Source organism: Novosphingobium sp. 63-713, assembly GCF_001898925.1.
Lineage (GTDB): Bacteria > Pseudomonadota > Alphaproteobacteria > Sphingomonadales > Sphingomonadaceae > Novosphingobium.
Genome location: NZ_MKVS01000026.1, coordinates 450,740 through 463,620 on the forward strand (window position 1 = coordinate 450,740; position 12,881 = coordinate 463,620).

General features: G+C 64.0%; 19 protein-coding genes. 6 read left to right on the forward strand and 13 right to left on the reverse strand.

Annotation, left to right across the window (positions count from 1 at the left end; all coding sequences use genetic code 11):
* Positions 1 to 2: 2 nt before the first annotated feature.
* Positions 3 to 197 carry a hypothetical protein gene (locus tag BGP00_RS12975; RefSeq protein WP_292689602.1) on the forward strand — a complete coding sequence of 65 codons (195 nt, stop codon included), beginning with the start codon at positions 3 to 5 and terminating at the stop codon, positions 195 to 197.
* Between the two features lie 8 nt (positions 198 to 205).
* Here the strand turns inward: BGP00_RS12975 and thiL are convergent, their stop codons facing one another.
* Genes thiL through hisG form a run of 4 tightly spaced genes read right to left on the reverse strand, consistent with a single transcriptional unit; the run spans position 206 to position 3,525 of the window.
* Complete coding sequence (thiL, locus tag BGP00_RS12980) at positions 206 to 1,075, reverse strand: thiamine-phosphate kinase (RefSeq protein ID WP_168605168.1); 870 nt, start codon at positions 1,073 to 1,075, stop codon at positions 206 to 208.
* 5 nt (positions 1,076 to 1,080) lie between these two features.
* Positions 1,081 to 1,530, reverse strand: a complete 450-nt coding sequence (nusB, locus tag BGP00_RS12985) for a transcription antitermination factor NusB (protein ID WP_168605169.1) — start codon at positions 1,528 to 1,530, stop codon at positions 1,081 to 1,083.
* 40 nt (positions 1,531 to 1,570) lie between these two features.
* Positions 1,571 to 2,866 carry a histidinol dehydrogenase gene (gene hisD / locus BGP00_RS12990; protein ID WP_292689603.1) on the reverse strand — a complete coding sequence of 432 codons (1,296 nt, stop codon included), beginning with the start codon at positions 2,864 to 2,866 and terminating at the stop codon, positions 1,571 to 1,573.
* Positions 2,863 to 3,525, reverse strand: coding sequence for an ATP phosphoribosyltransferase (hisG, locus tag BGP00_RS12995; RefSeq protein WP_168605171.1), 663 nt, complete (start codon positions 3,523 to 3,525; stop codon positions 2,863 to 2,865). Before hisG ends, hisD begins: the two co-directional genes overlap by 4 nt.
* A gap of 41 nt (positions 3,526 to 3,566) precedes the next feature.
* Between hisG and BGP00_RS13000 the strand changes: the two genes are divergently transcribed.
* Entirely contained in the window at positions 3,567 to 4,631 is a 1,065-nt protein-coding gene (locus BGP00_RS13000; RefSeq protein ID WP_292689604.1) for a DUF2332 domain-containing protein, read from the forward strand.
* On the opposite strand, the gene BGP00_RS13005 is transcribed toward BGP00_RS13000, so the two are convergent.
* Genes BGP00_RS13005 through BGP00_RS13015 form a run of 3 tightly spaced genes read right to left on the reverse strand, consistent with a single transcriptional unit; the run spans position 4,615 to position 6,135 of the window.
* Positions 4,615 to 5,394: an SPFH domain-containing protein gene (locus tag BGP00_RS13005; RefSeq protein WP_292689605.1), complete on the reverse strand. Its 780-nt coding sequence runs from the start codon at positions 5,392 to 5,394 to the stop codon at positions 4,615 to 4,617. The genes BGP00_RS13000 and BGP00_RS13005 overlap by 17 nt on opposite strands.
* Positions 5,395 to 5,413: 19 nt before the next feature.
* A complete protein-coding gene (locus BGP00_RS13010) occupies positions 5,414 to 5,860 on the reverse strand; it encodes an NUDIX domain-containing protein (RefSeq protein WP_292689606.1) in 447 nt (148 codons plus the stop codon).
* Entirely contained in the window at positions 5,857 to 6,135 is a 279-nt protein-coding gene (locus BGP00_RS13015; RefSeq protein WP_292689607.1) for a BolA family protein, read from the reverse strand. The genes BGP00_RS13010 and BGP00_RS13015 overlap by 4 nt, the downstream gene beginning before the upstream one ends.
* A gap of 59 nt (positions 6,136 to 6,194) precedes the next feature.
* Here BGP00_RS13015 and BGP00_RS13020 point away from each other — a divergent pair, with 59 nt between their 5' ends.
* Complete coding sequence (locus tag BGP00_RS13020) at positions 6,195 to 6,785, forward strand: DnaJ domain-containing protein (protein WP_292689608.1); 591 nt, start codon at positions 6,195 to 6,197, stop codon at positions 6,783 to 6,785.
* Here BGP00_RS13020 and BGP00_RS13025 read toward each other — a convergent pair.
* From BGP00_RS13025 to BGP00_RS13045, 5 genes are read right to left on the reverse strand one after another with little or no spacing between them, the layout of a single operon-like run.
* Positions 6,782 to 7,219: an SRPBCC domain-containing protein gene (locus BGP00_RS13025; protein WP_292689609.1), complete on the reverse strand. Its 438-nt coding sequence runs from the start codon at positions 7,217 to 7,219 to the stop codon at positions 6,782 to 6,784. The genes BGP00_RS13020 and BGP00_RS13025 overlap by 4 nt on opposite strands.
* Positions 7,220 to 7,230: 11 nt before the next feature.
* The gene (locus BGP00_RS13030) at positions 7,231 to 7,878 is read right to left on the reverse strand and encodes a glutathione S-transferase family protein (RefSeq protein WP_292689610.1); all 648 of its coding nucleotides are present in this window, start codon (positions 7,876 to 7,878) and stop codon (positions 7,231 to 7,233) included.
* A complete protein-coding gene (locus BGP00_RS13035; protein ID WP_292689611.1) occupies positions 7,878 to 8,384 on the reverse strand; it encodes a VOC family protein in 507 nt (168 codons plus the stop codon). The genes BGP00_RS13030 and BGP00_RS13035 overlap by 1 nt, the downstream gene beginning before the upstream one ends.
* Complete coding sequence (locus tag BGP00_RS13040; RefSeq protein WP_292689612.1) at positions 8,381 to 9,031, reverse strand: glutathione S-transferase N-terminal domain-containing protein; 651 nt, start codon at positions 9,029 to 9,031, stop codon at positions 8,381 to 8,383. Before BGP00_RS13040 ends, BGP00_RS13035 begins: the two co-directional genes overlap by 4 nt.
* A gap of 52 nt (positions 9,032 to 9,083) precedes the next feature.
* The gene (locus BGP00_RS13045; RefSeq protein WP_292689613.1) at positions 9,084 to 9,869 is read right to left on the reverse strand and encodes a VOC family protein; all 786 of its coding nucleotides are present in this window, start codon (positions 9,867 to 9,869) and stop codon (positions 9,084 to 9,086) included.
* Positions 9,870 to 9,958: 89 nt separating this feature from the next.
* Between BGP00_RS13045 and BGP00_RS13050 the strand changes: the two genes are divergently transcribed.
* Positions 9,959 to 10,624 carry a helix-turn-helix domain-containing protein gene (locus tag BGP00_RS13050; protein ID WP_292689614.1) on the forward strand — a complete coding sequence of 222 codons (666 nt, stop codon included), beginning with the start codon at positions 9,959 to 9,961 and terminating at the stop codon, positions 10,622 to 10,624.
* Here the strand turns inward: BGP00_RS13050 and BGP00_RS13055 are convergent.
* Positions 10,621 to 11,265: a glutathione S-transferase family protein gene (locus tag BGP00_RS13055; RefSeq protein ID WP_292689615.1), complete on the reverse strand. Its 645-nt coding sequence runs from the start codon at positions 11,263 to 11,265 to the stop codon at positions 10,621 to 10,623. The two genes, BGP00_RS13050 and BGP00_RS13055, sit on opposite strands and share 4 nt — an antisense overlap.
* Positions 11,266 to 11,353: 88 nt before the next feature.
* Between BGP00_RS13055 and cobS the strand changes: the two genes are divergently transcribed.
* Positions 11,354 to 12,346, forward strand: coding sequence for a cobaltochelatase subunit CobS (gene cobS / locus BGP00_RS13060; protein WP_168605183.1), 993 nt, complete (start codon positions 11,354 to 11,356; stop codon positions 12,344 to 12,346).
* Entirely contained in the window at positions 12,343 to 12,843 is a 501-nt protein-coding gene (locus BGP00_RS13065; RefSeq protein ID WP_292689616.1) for a hypothetical protein, read from the forward strand. Before cobS ends, BGP00_RS13065 begins: the two co-directional genes overlap by 4 nt.
* Positions 12,844 to 12,881 lie beyond the last annotated feature (38 nt).

The following is a 12,881-nucleotide window of genomic DNA, read 5'->3' on the forward strand; positions in this document are numbered from 1 at the left end:
CGATGGAAAATGTGCTCAAGCAGGTCTTTTACTGGATGCCCTTCCTTTTCGGCATCGGCTTTATCGCGCCTCTCATCGCCCAGACGATGAACCTATGGCATTGGCAGGCGCCCTTTGGCCTGTCGACCATCGCCTTTGGCCTGATTATCGGCGGGGCATGGGGCCTGCAGACCGTGATCCGCGGGCGCTGGGTTTAAGTGGGGATTTAATGCTGATAGCCCAGTGAGCCAAGGGGAGGGGCGCCGTCGATCAGCACCGGCGCCTCTTGCCCTTTTACCACCACGCCGATCTGGTGCATCGGCAAAGGCAGCGTCAGCTCGGGCGGCGCGGTCAGCAGCAATTGATAATCATCGCCCCAGCGCAAGGCTTCATCGCGCCGGTCTTCGGAACAGGCCAGCGGGATTGCCGCGCTCTCAAGGCTGATCGTCACCTTGCTGGCCCGCGCCATGCGCGAGGCGTCGAGCAGCAGCCCGTCCGAAACATCCATCATCGCGGTAACGAAAGGGGCCAGCGCCTGACCCTCGCCCAGATGGGCCTGAGGGCGGCGATAGGCGAGGCTTTGGGATTCGGGCAGCCCAAGGCGCAAGGCTTCCAACCCCACCATGGCGCCGCCCACAGGCCCGGTGATATAGACGAGATCGCCCACCTGCGCGCCATTGCGCCCCGGCACCGGCAGAAAGGATGCGCGTCCGATGGCGGTCAGGCCCAGCACCTGCGGCCCATCGCTGCTGACCGTATCGCCGCCCAGTAGTCGCGCGCCATATTCATCCAGCGCTTCGGCCAAGCCGACGAGGAAGCGCGGTTCGGCGCCGTTCAGTTGATAGGAGAGCAGCACGCCCATCGGCACCGCGCCTTTGGCGGCCAGATCTGACATATTGGTGGCCACCAGTTTCCATGCCACATCGGCCGGGTCCTGATCGGGCAGGAAATGCACCCCCGCCACCATCGTGTCATGGGTCAAGACCAGCGTCTCGCTGCCAAAAGGCAGCACCGCGCAATCATCGGCCAGCCCACGTGCGGCGGGGTCGCTGGCCAGCGCGCGCAGCGCCTCGATAAAGGCCAGTTCCCGCCCCAAGCGGATTAACGCGCCGCCCGCGCGATGGCGTCGAGCACGCCGTTCACGAATTTGGCTTCGCGCTCGTCAAAGAAGGCATGGGCCACATCGACATATTCGTTGATGACCGTGGGCGCGGCCACATCGTCGCGAGCCAGCAGCTCATAGGTGCCCGCGCGCAGGATCTGCACCATGGTCTTGTCCAGACGCTCCAGCCGCCAGCCCTCGGCCAGTTTTTCGGATATGCGCGCGTCGATTTCCTCGGCCCGCGCCAGCACGCCCTTGACCACATCGTCGAAATGGATGCGGTCGGCATCGGCAAACTGGATGTCCTCGATTTCCGCGCCCAGACGGTGGCGGTGGAATTCATCAAGCAGCACCGGCAGCAGCGTGCCTTCCATCGCATGCTGATACAGCGCCTGCACCGCGCCAAGGCGGGCGACCGAGCGGGACTGGGACTTGGGAGCTTTGCTCATCGAAAAATTCCTTATTGGGGCCGACCTTATCGGGGCGGCCTTATTGACCCAGCCGGATCGCGACAGAGCGACCATGGGCGGGCAGCCCTTCGGCATCGGCAAGGGCCACAGCGGCCGGGCCGATAGCAGCCAGAGCCGCTTCGTCAAGTTGCAGGAAGCTGGTACGCTTCATAAAGTCTAGCACGGAAAGCCCGCTGGCGAAACGCGCGCGGCGGCCGGTGGGCAAAACGTGGTTCGGCCCGGCGACATAATCGCCGATCGCCTCGGGCGTGTGGCGGCCCAGAAAGGCGCTGCCCGCATGGCGGATTTGCGCAAACATGGCGTCCGGATCGTCAATGGCGATTTCGATATGTTCGGCGGCCAGTCGGTTGGACAGGGCCGGGGCCTCGCCCATCAGATCATCCACCACGATCACCACGCCGTAATCGTTCCACGACTGGCGCGCGGTGGTCTGCGTGGCCAGAGCCTGCAGTTCCACCTCGACCGCCGCGATCACGGCATCGGCAAAATCGGCATCATCGGTGATCAGGATCGACTGGGCCACCGGGTCATGCTCGGCTTGAGACAGCAGATCGGCGGCAATCCACGCGGGGTTGTTGCGCCCATCGGCCACCACCAGAATTTCCGAAGGCCCGGCCACCATGTCGATGCCCACCACGCCGTAAAGCTGGCGCTTGGCCTCGGCCACATAGGCATTGCCGGGGCCGACGATGACATCGACCGGCTTGATCCGATCCGTGCCATAGGCCAGCGCGCCCACGGCCTGAGCCCCGCCCACGCGCCAGATCTCGTCCACACCCGCCAGATGCGCGGCGGCCAGAACGAGGCTGTTGACCGCGCCGCGCGGGGTGGGCGTGACCACCACCAGGCGCTCAACGCCTGCCACCTTGGCCGGAATGGCGTTCATCAAGAGCGAGGACGGATAGGCCGCGCGCCCGCCGGGCACATAAAGCCCCGCCGCGTCCACCGGCCGCCACACCGCGCCGAGGCGTACGCCCGCCGCATCGGTATAGTCGCGGTTCTCCGGCTTCTGCGCCTCATGATAGGCGGCAATGCGGCGTGCGGCCGTTTCCAGCGCACCGCGCAGGGTCGGGTCCAAAGCCTCAAACGCCGCGCGGCATTCCTCCGCGCCGATCCGCCAATCGGCCTCGGTTTCCAGCTCATGGCCGTCAAAGCGCGCGGTGTAATCCACCAGCGCCGCATCGCCGCGCGCCCGCACATCGGCCAGAACCGAGAGCACCACCTGCGTCACGCCCGCATCGCTCTCGCGCCGGTCGCCCACGATTTTCTCGAACGCCTCGGCAAAGCCGGCGTCCCGCGAATTAAGCCGGATCATGCTTCGACCTTTTCCGCCGCCATCTTGCGGAACTGTTCGACCAATTCGCCCACGCGCGGATCGGTCTTCAAGGCCGCCCGGTTGACGATCAGCCGCGCCGAGATCTGCATGATGACTTCCGTCTCGCGCAGCCCGTTTTCCTTCAGCGTGCGCCCGGTGGACACCAGATCGACGATCCGCCCCGACAGACCCAGCATCGGCGCCAGCTCCATCGCGCCGTTCAGCTTGACCACTTCGGCCTGAATGCCCTTGGCCTCATAGTGCTTGTGGGTCAGATGCGGATATTTGCTGGCCACGCGCAGGTGGCTGGCGCTGGCCGTATCGCCCGCATCGACGGGTTCGGCCACCGACAGGCGGCAATGGCCGATGTTGAGATCAACCGGCGCATAAAGGTCGGGATAGGCGAATTCCTCCACCACATCCGAGCCGACGATCCCGGCCTGCGCCGCGCCATGCGCCACGAATGTGGCGACATCGAACGCGCGCACGCGGATCAGCCGCATGTCCGAGCCTTCGACGGCAAAGGACAGCGCGCGCGACTTCTTGTCATGAAACTCCGCTTCGGGCACGACACCAGCGCGCGCCATCAACGGCAGAGCTTCATCGAGGATGCGCCCCTTGGGGATCGCAAAGGTGAGCGGTTTGGACGAGAATGACATGCGCGCCGCATTAGTTTGCATTGGAGCCCAGAGCAACCGCCATGACAGCACAGAATCCGATCATGGAAATCGCCCATGTTCATGACACGCTGGAATGGCAGGCGCGCCATTGCGATCAGAACAGCGCGCCGATCACCGCGCGCGTGCTGCGCGCCATGACGGGGTTGCTGTCGGGGCCGACTCTGGTGGGCGCGCGGATGCGGGGTTGGCCGGGGCTTTCATTGGAGGACGCAATGCCGCTGCGCCTGGCAGGCGGGCTGCATTACCTGTGGCTGTCGGGGGCGGAACCGGCTCTGGGGGCGGTCTATCGCGGCGAGGTGGAAGATGCGGGCGCGATTGTGACCGAGGTTGTGGCGCGCCATGACGCAGAGCTGCTGCCATGGTTCGACGGGCCGCCCCAGACCAATGAGGCAGGGCGTTCGGCGGGCATCATGGCGGGGCTGCTATGGCTCTCCGGGCGCGTGGGATCGCGCTTTGAAATGAATGAGATAGGGTGCAGCGCGGGCGCCAATACGATGATGGAGCGCTATGCCTATGATCTGGGCGGCGTCCGCGTTGGTGCGGAAGGCAGCCCGGTTTTGATCCGTCCCGAATGGCGCGGGCCTCCTCCGCCCTCGGGCAAGGTGGAGATCACCCATATCGAAGGTTGCGACCGCGCGCCCATCGACCTGTCTGATCCGGCGGCGGCGCTGCGGCTGCGCGCCTATGTCTGGGCGGAGAATCATGAGAGGATGGCGCGGCTCGATGGCGTGATCGCGCTGGCGCAGGAGCTGGCGCCGATCCTGACGCAGGCCGATGCCGCCGATTGGGTCGAGCGCCGACTCGCCGCGCCACAGGAGGCGGGGGTGTGCCGGGTGCTCTATCACTCCATCGTCTGGCAATATCTGGGCGATGAGCGCCGCGCGCGGATCACCGCCGCGATGGAGCAGGCCGGAGCCGCCGCCACGCCCGAGCGCCCGCTGGCATGGGTAATGCTGGAAACGAATCGCACCACCTTCCGCCATGAATTGCTCGTTCGCTACTGGCCCGGCGGGAAAGAACCGGCTTTGCTGGGCGCCGCCCATGCCCATGGTGCGTGGGTGGAGTGGTTTAATCCTTGCGGCTGATGGCCTTGGCGGCCTCAAGGATTTCGGTGGGGAACATGGCGATGATCGTCGAATTATGTTCGACGCCGATCTCGCTCAGCGTCTGCAACCGGCGCAATTCCAGCGCGCCGGGCACCTTTGCGATGACCTGCGCCGCTTCGCTCAGCCGTAGGGACGCCTCCGCCTCACCCTCGGCCTTGATGATGCGGGCGCGTTTCTCGCGGATGGCCTCGGCCTCGCGGGCGATGGCGCGCTGCATCTGTTCGGGAATGTCCAGATCCTTGATCTCGACCGCATCCACCGCCACGCCCCATTGCGCGCAGGTCTGCTCCAGCAACACCAGCAGCCGCGAATTGATCGCCGCGCGATCTTTCAGCATCTGGTCCAGATCGCTTTGCCCGATGGCATCGCGCATCCCCGTCTCGGCCGCCTGAATCACCGCGCCTTGCCAGTTCACCACCGTCGTAACCACCCGCGCCGGATCGACCGCGCGAAACCACAGCACCGCATTGACCCGCACCGCCACGCCATCGCGCGTCACGGTCTCCTGCGTGGCGAGGGCAAAGGTGATGACGCGCAGATCGACCCTGACCACCCGGTCGATCAACGGCACCAGCCAGAACCAGCCCGGCCCCTTGGTTTCGGCCAGACGCCCGAGGCGGAACACCACGGCGCGCTGAAACTCCTGATTGATGCCAAAGGATTTGAGCGCCAGCACCGCCGCGATGATAATCAGCAGCGTCAGCATGGGATGATAGGCGGCAATCTCGAACAGGGAATCCATACAAGGCACCTTTCCCGTTTCAGGCGCCCAGCACGCGCCCCAGCATTTCACTCATATCCTCAGGATAGATCGTTTCGGGCCAACCGGCGATCTCTTTGCGCGCAAACCAGCGATATTCGCGCATCACGGCCTGTTCGGTCGGCGTATGGCCCGCCGTGTCGATGGCGGGATCGGCCACACGCAGCAGGAAATAGCGATCGTCACCTGTCACCGGCTCGCCCGCAAGGGTGACGAAATCGCTGATCACGCGGGTGACTTCCGGCCCGCAATCGGCGTGAATGCCGGTTTCCTCGTGCAATTCGCGCGTGGCGGCCTCCTCATAGGTCTCGCCATCCTCGGCCTCGCCGCCGGGCGCGCACCAGAAGGGCGCGCGATCATTGGGGGTGAAGCGGAAGAGCAGCAATTCCTCCGCCTCATTGAGCAAGAGAATGCGGGAAGCTCGGCGAATCCGGCGCTGTGCGGTCACGCCGCCTCGCCGGGGGCAAAAGCGCGGATCGCCAGCGCATGAACACGCTGGCCCGGAATATCGCCCAGCGCCTGATTGACCATCCGCTGGCGCATCACGCGATTGACGCCGGTAAAGGCGGCGCTTTCGATCAATACGGTGAAATGCGATTCCCCCGTTCCGTCGTCGCCCATATGCCCGGCATGGCTGCTCGAATCATTGATGACATCCAGCCGCACGGGAGCAAAAGCGGCGGTCAGACGTTGGGTGATTTCCGTGGCAAGCGGGCCGGACATAGAAGGTTTCCTTAAAGCAGGGCCTTTCCTCCTAGCCCATTTGTCGCCAAGGGGAAAAGATGGTTCAGGACAGATTTCACGGCAGGGTTAGGGACTCGCAGCGTCCATGCGAATGGCCCGGATGCGATCAGGCGGGCGAATTTCGCGCGCCCGGCGCCAAGGCTTCGGGCTTTGACGGGCCGGGCCATTACCGTTGGTTCTGCCTTGACCATATCCGTGCTTTCAACGCCGGTTATGATTATTTCGAGGGCATGAGCCCGGAGGAAATCTGGGCGGCGCAATCGCCGATCCATGGCTGGGAACAGGAAACGCGAGCCTTTCGCCCAACAGCGGGCATTGATTCGGCCCCGCGCTGGGCCGATTTCGCCGATCCGCTGGACGCGATCAGCCAGCGCGCCCGCCGCGCCAAGGAAGCGATGCGCCCTATGGCATGGCCCGATGGCCGCATCGCCAGCCAAGAGGAAAAACGCGCGCTCGACACGCTGGGGCTGGGGGTCGACGCGGATCGGCGCGAATTGAGGGTGCGCTATTCCGACCTTGTCCACCGCTATCACCCCGACCGCAACGGCGGCGACCGCAGCCATGAAAGCAAACTGCAACAGGTGGTCGAGGCCTATCAAATGCTGCGCAAATTGCCGGGGTTTGCCTAAGCCTCGGCCAGCGCGGCCAGTTGGTCGGCGCAGGCGCTCCACCCTTGGGTAAAGCCCATCGCCTCGTGCTGCTTCATCGCCTCGGCGCTCCAATGGCGGGCGCTGGCGGTATAGCGGGTGCCTTCGCCTTCGGCGTCCACCTGCCAGATGCCGATCATAAAGGGGCCGGAGGGCTCCAGATCGCCATTGACCGCATCGGTGGTGACAAAGCGCCGCCCTTCGTCCCATGCCAGATAGATGCCGCGCATCGGCATGACCTCGCCATCGGGGCCGAACATGGTCATTTCGCAGGCCCCGCCCGGACGGCGATCCTGATGTACCACCTCGGCCCGCCATGGCGCGGGGCACCACCATTCGTTCTGGCGGTTGACCATGATGTCCCAGACCTTGTCCGGCGCGGCGGCAATATAGCGGGAGATCGACAATTCATGCATGACACGTTTCCTCAATCGCGATCGGGCGCGCCCAGCGGGAAATAAGCGCGAAAGGGCCGCGCATCCTCAACACAGCGCGAGATAGGGGGCAGGGCCAGCAGATGCGCCCGCCAGTCGCGCAGATTTGGGCAATCCTCTGGAATACGCGTGACCCAATCGGCATAGAACAGCGAGGGCGCGGCCGCGCATTCGATCAGGCTGACCTCATCCCCGGCCTGATAGTCCTCCAGCCATTTCTCGATCCAGCGATAGGTGCGCAGCAGGCGCTCATCGACCCGCTTCTGCACCTCGTCCGAGACGGCGCCATGGCGGATCGCCTCATCGACGCTCTCCTGCATGGCGTTCATCACGTAATTGTCGAAAACCCGGTCGATCATGCGGGTACGGATCGCGGCATCGGGATCGGCGGGCAACAGCGGGGCCGGGCCGGGGTAATGCAGCGCCAGATATTCGATGATCGCGCTGGCCTCGAACACCTGTGTCTCGCCATCGACCAGCAGGGGGAATTTTCCCATCGGGCTGGCCGCCTGCACCTTGGCATAAAATTCGGGGTTCTGGCCGTCCAGCATCCGAAAGGTGAAAGGCGTTTCGTTGGCGTAAAGCGCGATCAGCGCCTTCCACGTATAGGACGAGAAGGGGTGGCCATAGAGCTCGAGCATCACACGCCCTTTCGCGCCGCTTCAATGGCGGCAATGTCGATTTTTACCATCGTCTGCATTGCGGCAAACACCCGCCCGCGCGCCGCAGGATCAGGATCGCCCATGCCCTCGATCAAGGCGCGCGGCGTGATCTGCCAACGCACACCCCAGCGATCCACGCACCATCCGCAGGCCATCGGCCCCCCGCCACCGGAAATCAGCGCATCCCAATAGCGGTCGGTCTCTTCCTGCGTTTCGGTGGTCACCTGGATCGAAAAGGCATCGGTATGCTTTGTATGCCCGCCGCCATTCAGGCCAATGCAGGCAAAGCCCAGCAGTGTGAATTCCACCACCAGCGCATCGCCTGCCTTGCCGCCCGGATAATCGCCGGGCGAGCGCATGACATGGCCCACCGCCGTATCGGGAAACAGACCGGCATAGAAGACCGCCGCCGCCTCGGCCCCGCCATGCACGGCCTTGTCATACCACAGGGAGAGCGTGCCCTTGGCTTTCCCCCACTGGCTCATACTTTTGCCTCCGATGATGCCGCCTGTGCCGCCGCGATCAGGGCATGGTCGATAGCCTTGGCCTCGACATAGCTGGTCCGCTGAGTCAGGCGTTCGCCATAGGCCACAAATTCCGGCAATTCGGGCAGGGTCTTGAACATCGTGCCCCACAAAACATGGCTGCCGACATAGACATCGGCCATCGTGAAGCGATCGCCGCACACATAATCGACCCCGCGCAAATGCGCCGCCAGCGTATCGACCACCAGATCATAGCAGCCAAAGCCGACGCTGACCCGCTGGCGCTCGGTCGGTTCAAAGCCCATGGAGCGCGCGGTGATCGCCTGTTCCAATGGCCCTGCGGCAAAGAACAGCCAGCGGTAATAAGCCGCCCGCTCCCGCGCGGTGGGGGCCAGCGTGCCGCCGCCCTCGGTTTCGGCCAGATAGGCGCAGATGGCCGAGGTTTCCGCAATCGGATAATCGCCATCGGCGCTGTGATGCACCAGCGTCGGCAATTTGCCCAGGCCATTGGCCGCCAGCAGCGCCGCCGGTTTGGGCGCGCCATATTCGACGATCACCTGTTCGTAATCGGCCCCGACCTCATGCAGCGCCCATCGCGCGATTTGCCCGCGCGACATCGGATTGGTGAAAAACGTATAGCTGGCCATAACGCATCCTCACGAGAACATTGATGGAACAATATCGCGAAAAGGGGCGCCCTCAAACCAGTTTCTGGCCCACGATGGCAAAAGCCGCGCCTTGCGGGTCCAGCGCGTTGATAATCCAGTCTCCGCCGGGAACTTCGACCGGCCCGTGCAGCACATTGGCCCCGCCCGCCACCGCCGCCTGATGTGCGGCGTCGAAATCCGCGGCGCGTATATAGTGGTTCCACCCGCCCATCGGCACATGGGGCGGCTTGGGCATCATCGCGCCAATCGTCACGCCATTATGGGCAAGGAACTGATAGGTCCCGAAACTGCCCATATCCATCGACCCGGCCGGTTCCCAGCCGAAGATCTCGGTATAGAAGGCCAGCGCGGCGTCGAAATCGCCGGTGTAGAGTTCGTTCCAGCCTACGCTCTGCGCCTCGGTGGGGGAAAAGGCGACCGAAGGGGCGGCGTCCGGCCCCGGATTGGGCTGCATCAGATAGAAACTGGCGCCCCACGGGTCCATGACCATGGCAAAGCTGCCCTCGGCAATATCCATGCGGGGCATCAGCGCCCGCCCGCCGCGCGCGATCACCTGCGCCAGCGTGGCGTCCAGATCATCGGTGCCGATATAGCCGACCCACATCGGATGCGCGCCCTGCGCCAGCATATCCTCCGACAGCGGCAGCACCCCGCCGACCTGACGCCCATCGGCGCGGGCGATATGACCGTAGAACAGCGGCGGCTCGTTCCCCGGCGCGATGGTCCAGCCGATGGTGGCCTCATAGAAGGCTTTGGCCCCGGCTGCGTCCTTGGTCATCAGCTCATACCAGATCCAGCTTCCCAGCAGCTTGTCCATCTCGCTCTCCCTTTGGGGCATCCCTTGTGATTCTGTATTGGCGTGATTCGTATCGACAGAGGGTGGCAGTATGGTTACAAATTACAACCATGAAGTTGGGAAAAGTAACCTCTGAAACCAAGAACAGTCATGGGCGCTGGTATGGCGATGCCTGCGGGGCGGCGTTTGGCATGGAATTGCTGGGCGAACGCTGGGCCGGGCTGGTGCTGCGCGAGCTGATGCTGGGGGCGCGGCGGTTCACCGACCTGCGCTTTGCCCTGCCGGGGATCAGCGCCCGTGTTTTGACCGAGCGGCTGAACGGGCTGGAGGCAGCCGGCCTTGTCCGACGTGATGAGGAGGAGCGGCTCTACGGCCTCACGCCATGGGGGCGGGCGGCCGAGCCGGTGCTGCTGGCCATGTGCCGCTGGGCGCTGATGTCGCCGGATCGGGATATGGCGCTGGCGATCTCGCCGGTGGCGCTGATGCTCTCGCTGCGGGCGCTGATCGTGGCGGAACGGGCAGCGGATATGGACATGGCATGCGCCATCATCATCGCGCGCGAGAGTTTTTCGCTGACATTGCGATCGGGTGTGCTGACCATCGCGCGGGGAGGGGCAGGGGGCGATTTCATCCTGACCGCCCCCAACACCGCGCCGCTCAAGCGCTTCATCTATGGCAAGGCGCCCTTGGCCGGACTGCCGGATCTGGCGCTGGCGGGCGATGCCTATTTGGCGATGATGTTCGCCCGCTGCTTTGCGCTTCCTGATACGGTTTAGGCCAAACCGGCGGCCTTGGCCTGTCCGGTCTCCATCGCGGCCACGCTTTGCCATGCCGGCCGGGCAGTCACGCGGTCATACCAGGCCGCAATCGCCGGGAAACGCGCCCGGTCCAGCCCCGCGCCAATATATTCGGCCGTGCGCAGCAGGCTGGCCACGGCCACATCGCCCAGCGAGAATTCGCCAGCCAGCCAGCCATCGGAGGGCGTCACGCCTTCCAGATAGGACAGCACCTCGTTGAACTTTTCGATCGCGGCCAACGCCGCATCCTCATCCCCCGCCACGCCGCGAAAACGGGGCAGGACAAAGCGGTTGAAGATCGCAGGGCCAAGCGTGGGCACCATGATCGTATCGGCCAGTTCCTCGAACCACACCGCGCGGCCGCGCGCGCGGGCCTCGACCGGATAGATCGGGGCATCGGGCGCCAGCGCGTCGAAATAGGCGCAGATCGCGGTGGAATCGCAGAGCCGGTAATCGCCGTCCTTGATCGCCGGGATCTTGCGGAACGGGCTGGCGGCCAGAAAATCCTCGCAAGGATCGGCAAAGCTGAAAGGCGGCATGTCGAATGCAAGCCCCTTTTCCGCCGCCACCACGGCCACTTTGCGCACGAAAGGCGAAAACAGGGCGCCGAACAATTCCATAATAATTTCTCTCCCCAAGGTGAATCTGGTTCTCAAACCCTGCAAACATATTGCAGCCGCGAGAAGCAGCGGCTAGCAGTTTTGTGCGATGACCGAGATTCAGAACATTCAGCCCGACAGCCGCTCGACCACCATCCTGAGCGCACCCGACATCACCGTTGATGTGCGCGAGGTGTTCGGCATTGATATCGACATGAAAGTCCCCGCCTTTTCGGTGGCGGACGAACGCGTGCCCGACCGCGACGACACCTATGTGTTCGACCCGGACACCACGCTGGCGATCCTTGCCGGTTTTGCCTATAACCGCCGCGTGATGGTTCAGGGCTATCACGGCACCGGCAAATCGACCCATATCGAGCAGGTGGCCGCGCGTCTGAACTGGCCCTGCATCCGCATCAACCTTGACGCGCATATCAGCCGTATCGACCTGATCGGGCGCGACGCCATCGTTCTGAAGGATGGCAAGCAGGTCACCGAATTCCGCGAAGGCCTGCTGCCCTGGGCGCTGCAGACGCCGACGGCGCTGGTGTTCGACGAATATGACGCGGGCCGCCCCGACGTGATGTTCGTGATCCAGCGCGTGCTGGAAACCGAGGGCAAGCTGACCCTGCTGGACCAGAACCGCGTGATCCGCCCGTCCAAGTGGTTCCGCCTGTTCGCCACCGCCAACACGGTGGGCCTTGGCGATACGTCGGGCCTCTATCACGGCACGCAGGCGATCAATCAGGGCCAGATGGACCGCTGGAACATGGTCGTGGCGCTGAACTATCTGCCCCATGCGACGGAAACCGGCATCGTCCACAAGAAGGTGCCCGGCTTGCCCGAACGCACCATCGCCGATATGGTGCGCGTGGCCGACCTGACCCGTGCGGGCTTTATCAATGGCGACATCTCGACCGTGATGAGCCCCCGCGCCGTCATCACCTGGGCGCAGAACACCGAAATCTTCAAGGACGCGGGTTTTGCCTTCCGCCTCTCGTTCCTGAATAAGTGCGACGAGACCGAGCGGGTGCTGGTGGCTGAGTATTATCAGCGCGTGTTTGGCACCGATCTGCCTGAGAGCGTGGTGGCGCGGGCTTGATGCCCGTTGCCGCGCTGGCCTTCTTTCTGGCCTTTGGTGATCTGGAAGAAGGCCCGCAGCGCTGGTGTGCCTATCGCACGTCCGCCGAGATGAAAAAAGCGGTCGGATCGGGCGAAACGAGCGGACAGTGGGCCGAGATGCGATGGCAGGGTGGGGCAGTAACCCGTCTGTTTTATGCCACCGAGAGAGAAGATTATTACGTCGAGGACACTTATAGCCTGGACACGACAGGACGGACGGTGGCGCTGGCTAGGCATGGCCATTACATCAATGACCCGTTTTGGACGGCCGTCTATCGCTCTGATGCCAAAGGCAAGCTGATGCTGACCCAGCCAAGTGCAGCCGAAAAGAAGAAACGTGAGACGGCCGGGCGCGAAGATAGTTTTCTCGACTGGCCGAAATACGTCAATCTTTCGTCCATGCCTTTTGAGGGTTTGGTGGCGCGAAGGAATGGGGCGGTTGTCGTGCGATATGGCTGCATCAAGGCGTCGCGTTGAGTTTTGAGGTAGGAGGGGCCTTCGGCGGGCAAAGGGAC

Bases quoted from the DNA above. Each gene is read 5' to 3' on its own strand.
- nusB (WP_168605169.1), bottom strand. From the start codon at position 1,530: ATGAGCAAAGCTCCCAAGTCCCAGTCCCGCTCGGTCGCCCGCCTTGGC.
- BGP00_RS13015 (WP_292689607.1), bottom strand. From the start codon at position 6,135: ATGTCCGGCCCGCTTGCCACGGAAATCACCCAACGTCTGACCGCCGCT.
- BGP00_RS13040 (WP_292689612.1), bottom strand. From the start codon at position 9,031: ATGGCCAGCTATACGTTTTTCACCAATCCGATGTCGCGCGGGCAAATC.
- BGP00_RS13020 (WP_292689608.1), top strand. From the start codon at position 6,195: ATGGTTCAGGACAGATTTCACGGCAGGGTTAGGGACTCGCAGCGTCCA.
- BGP00_RS13055 (WP_292689615.1), bottom strand. From the start codon at position 11,265: ATGGAATTGTTCGGCGCCCTGTTTTCGCCTTTCGTGCGCAAAGTGGCC.
- BGP00_RS13005 (WP_292689605.1), bottom strand. From the start codon at position 5,394: ATGGATTCCCTGTTCGAGATTGCCGCCTATCATCCCATGCTGACGCTG.
- BGP00_RS13000 (WP_292689604.1), top strand. From the start codon at position 3,567: ATGACAGCACAGAATCCGATCATGGAAATCGCCCATGTTCATGACACG.
- BGP00_RS13050 (WP_292689614.1), top strand. From the start codon at position 9,959: ATGAAGTTGGGAAAAGTAACCTCTGAAACCAAGAACAGTCATGGGCGC.
- hisD (WP_292689603.1), bottom strand. From the start codon at position 2,866: ATGATCCGGCTTAATTCGCGGGACGCCGGCTTTGCCGAGGCGTTCGAG.
- BGP00_RS13035 (WP_292689611.1), bottom strand. From the start codon at position 8,384: ATGAGCCAGTGGGGGAAAGCCAAGGGCACGCTCTCCCTGTGGTATGAC.
- hisG (WP_168605171.1), bottom strand. From the start codon at position 3,525: ATGTCATTCTCGTCCAAACCGCTCACCTTTGCGATCCCCAAGGGGCGC.
- BGP00_RS13025 (WP_292689609.1), bottom strand. From the start codon at position 7,219: ATGCATGAATTGTCGATCTCCCGCTATATTGCCGCCGCGCCGGACAAG.
- BGP00_RS13045 (WP_292689613.1), bottom strand. From the start codon at position 9,869: ATGGACAAGCTGCTGGGAAGCTGGATCTGGTATGAGCTGATGACCAAG.
- BGP00_RS13030 (WP_292689610.1), bottom strand. From the start codon at position 7,878: ATGCTCGAGCTCTATGGCCACCCCTTCTCGTCCTATACGTGGAAGGCG.
- cobS (WP_168605183.1), top strand. From the start codon at position 11,354: ATGACCGAGATTCAGAACATTCAGCCCGACAGCCGCTCGACCACCATC.
- BGP00_RS12975 (WP_292689602.1), top strand. From the start codon at position 3: ATGGAAAATGTGCTCAAGCAGGTCTTTTACTGGATGCCCTTCCTTTTC.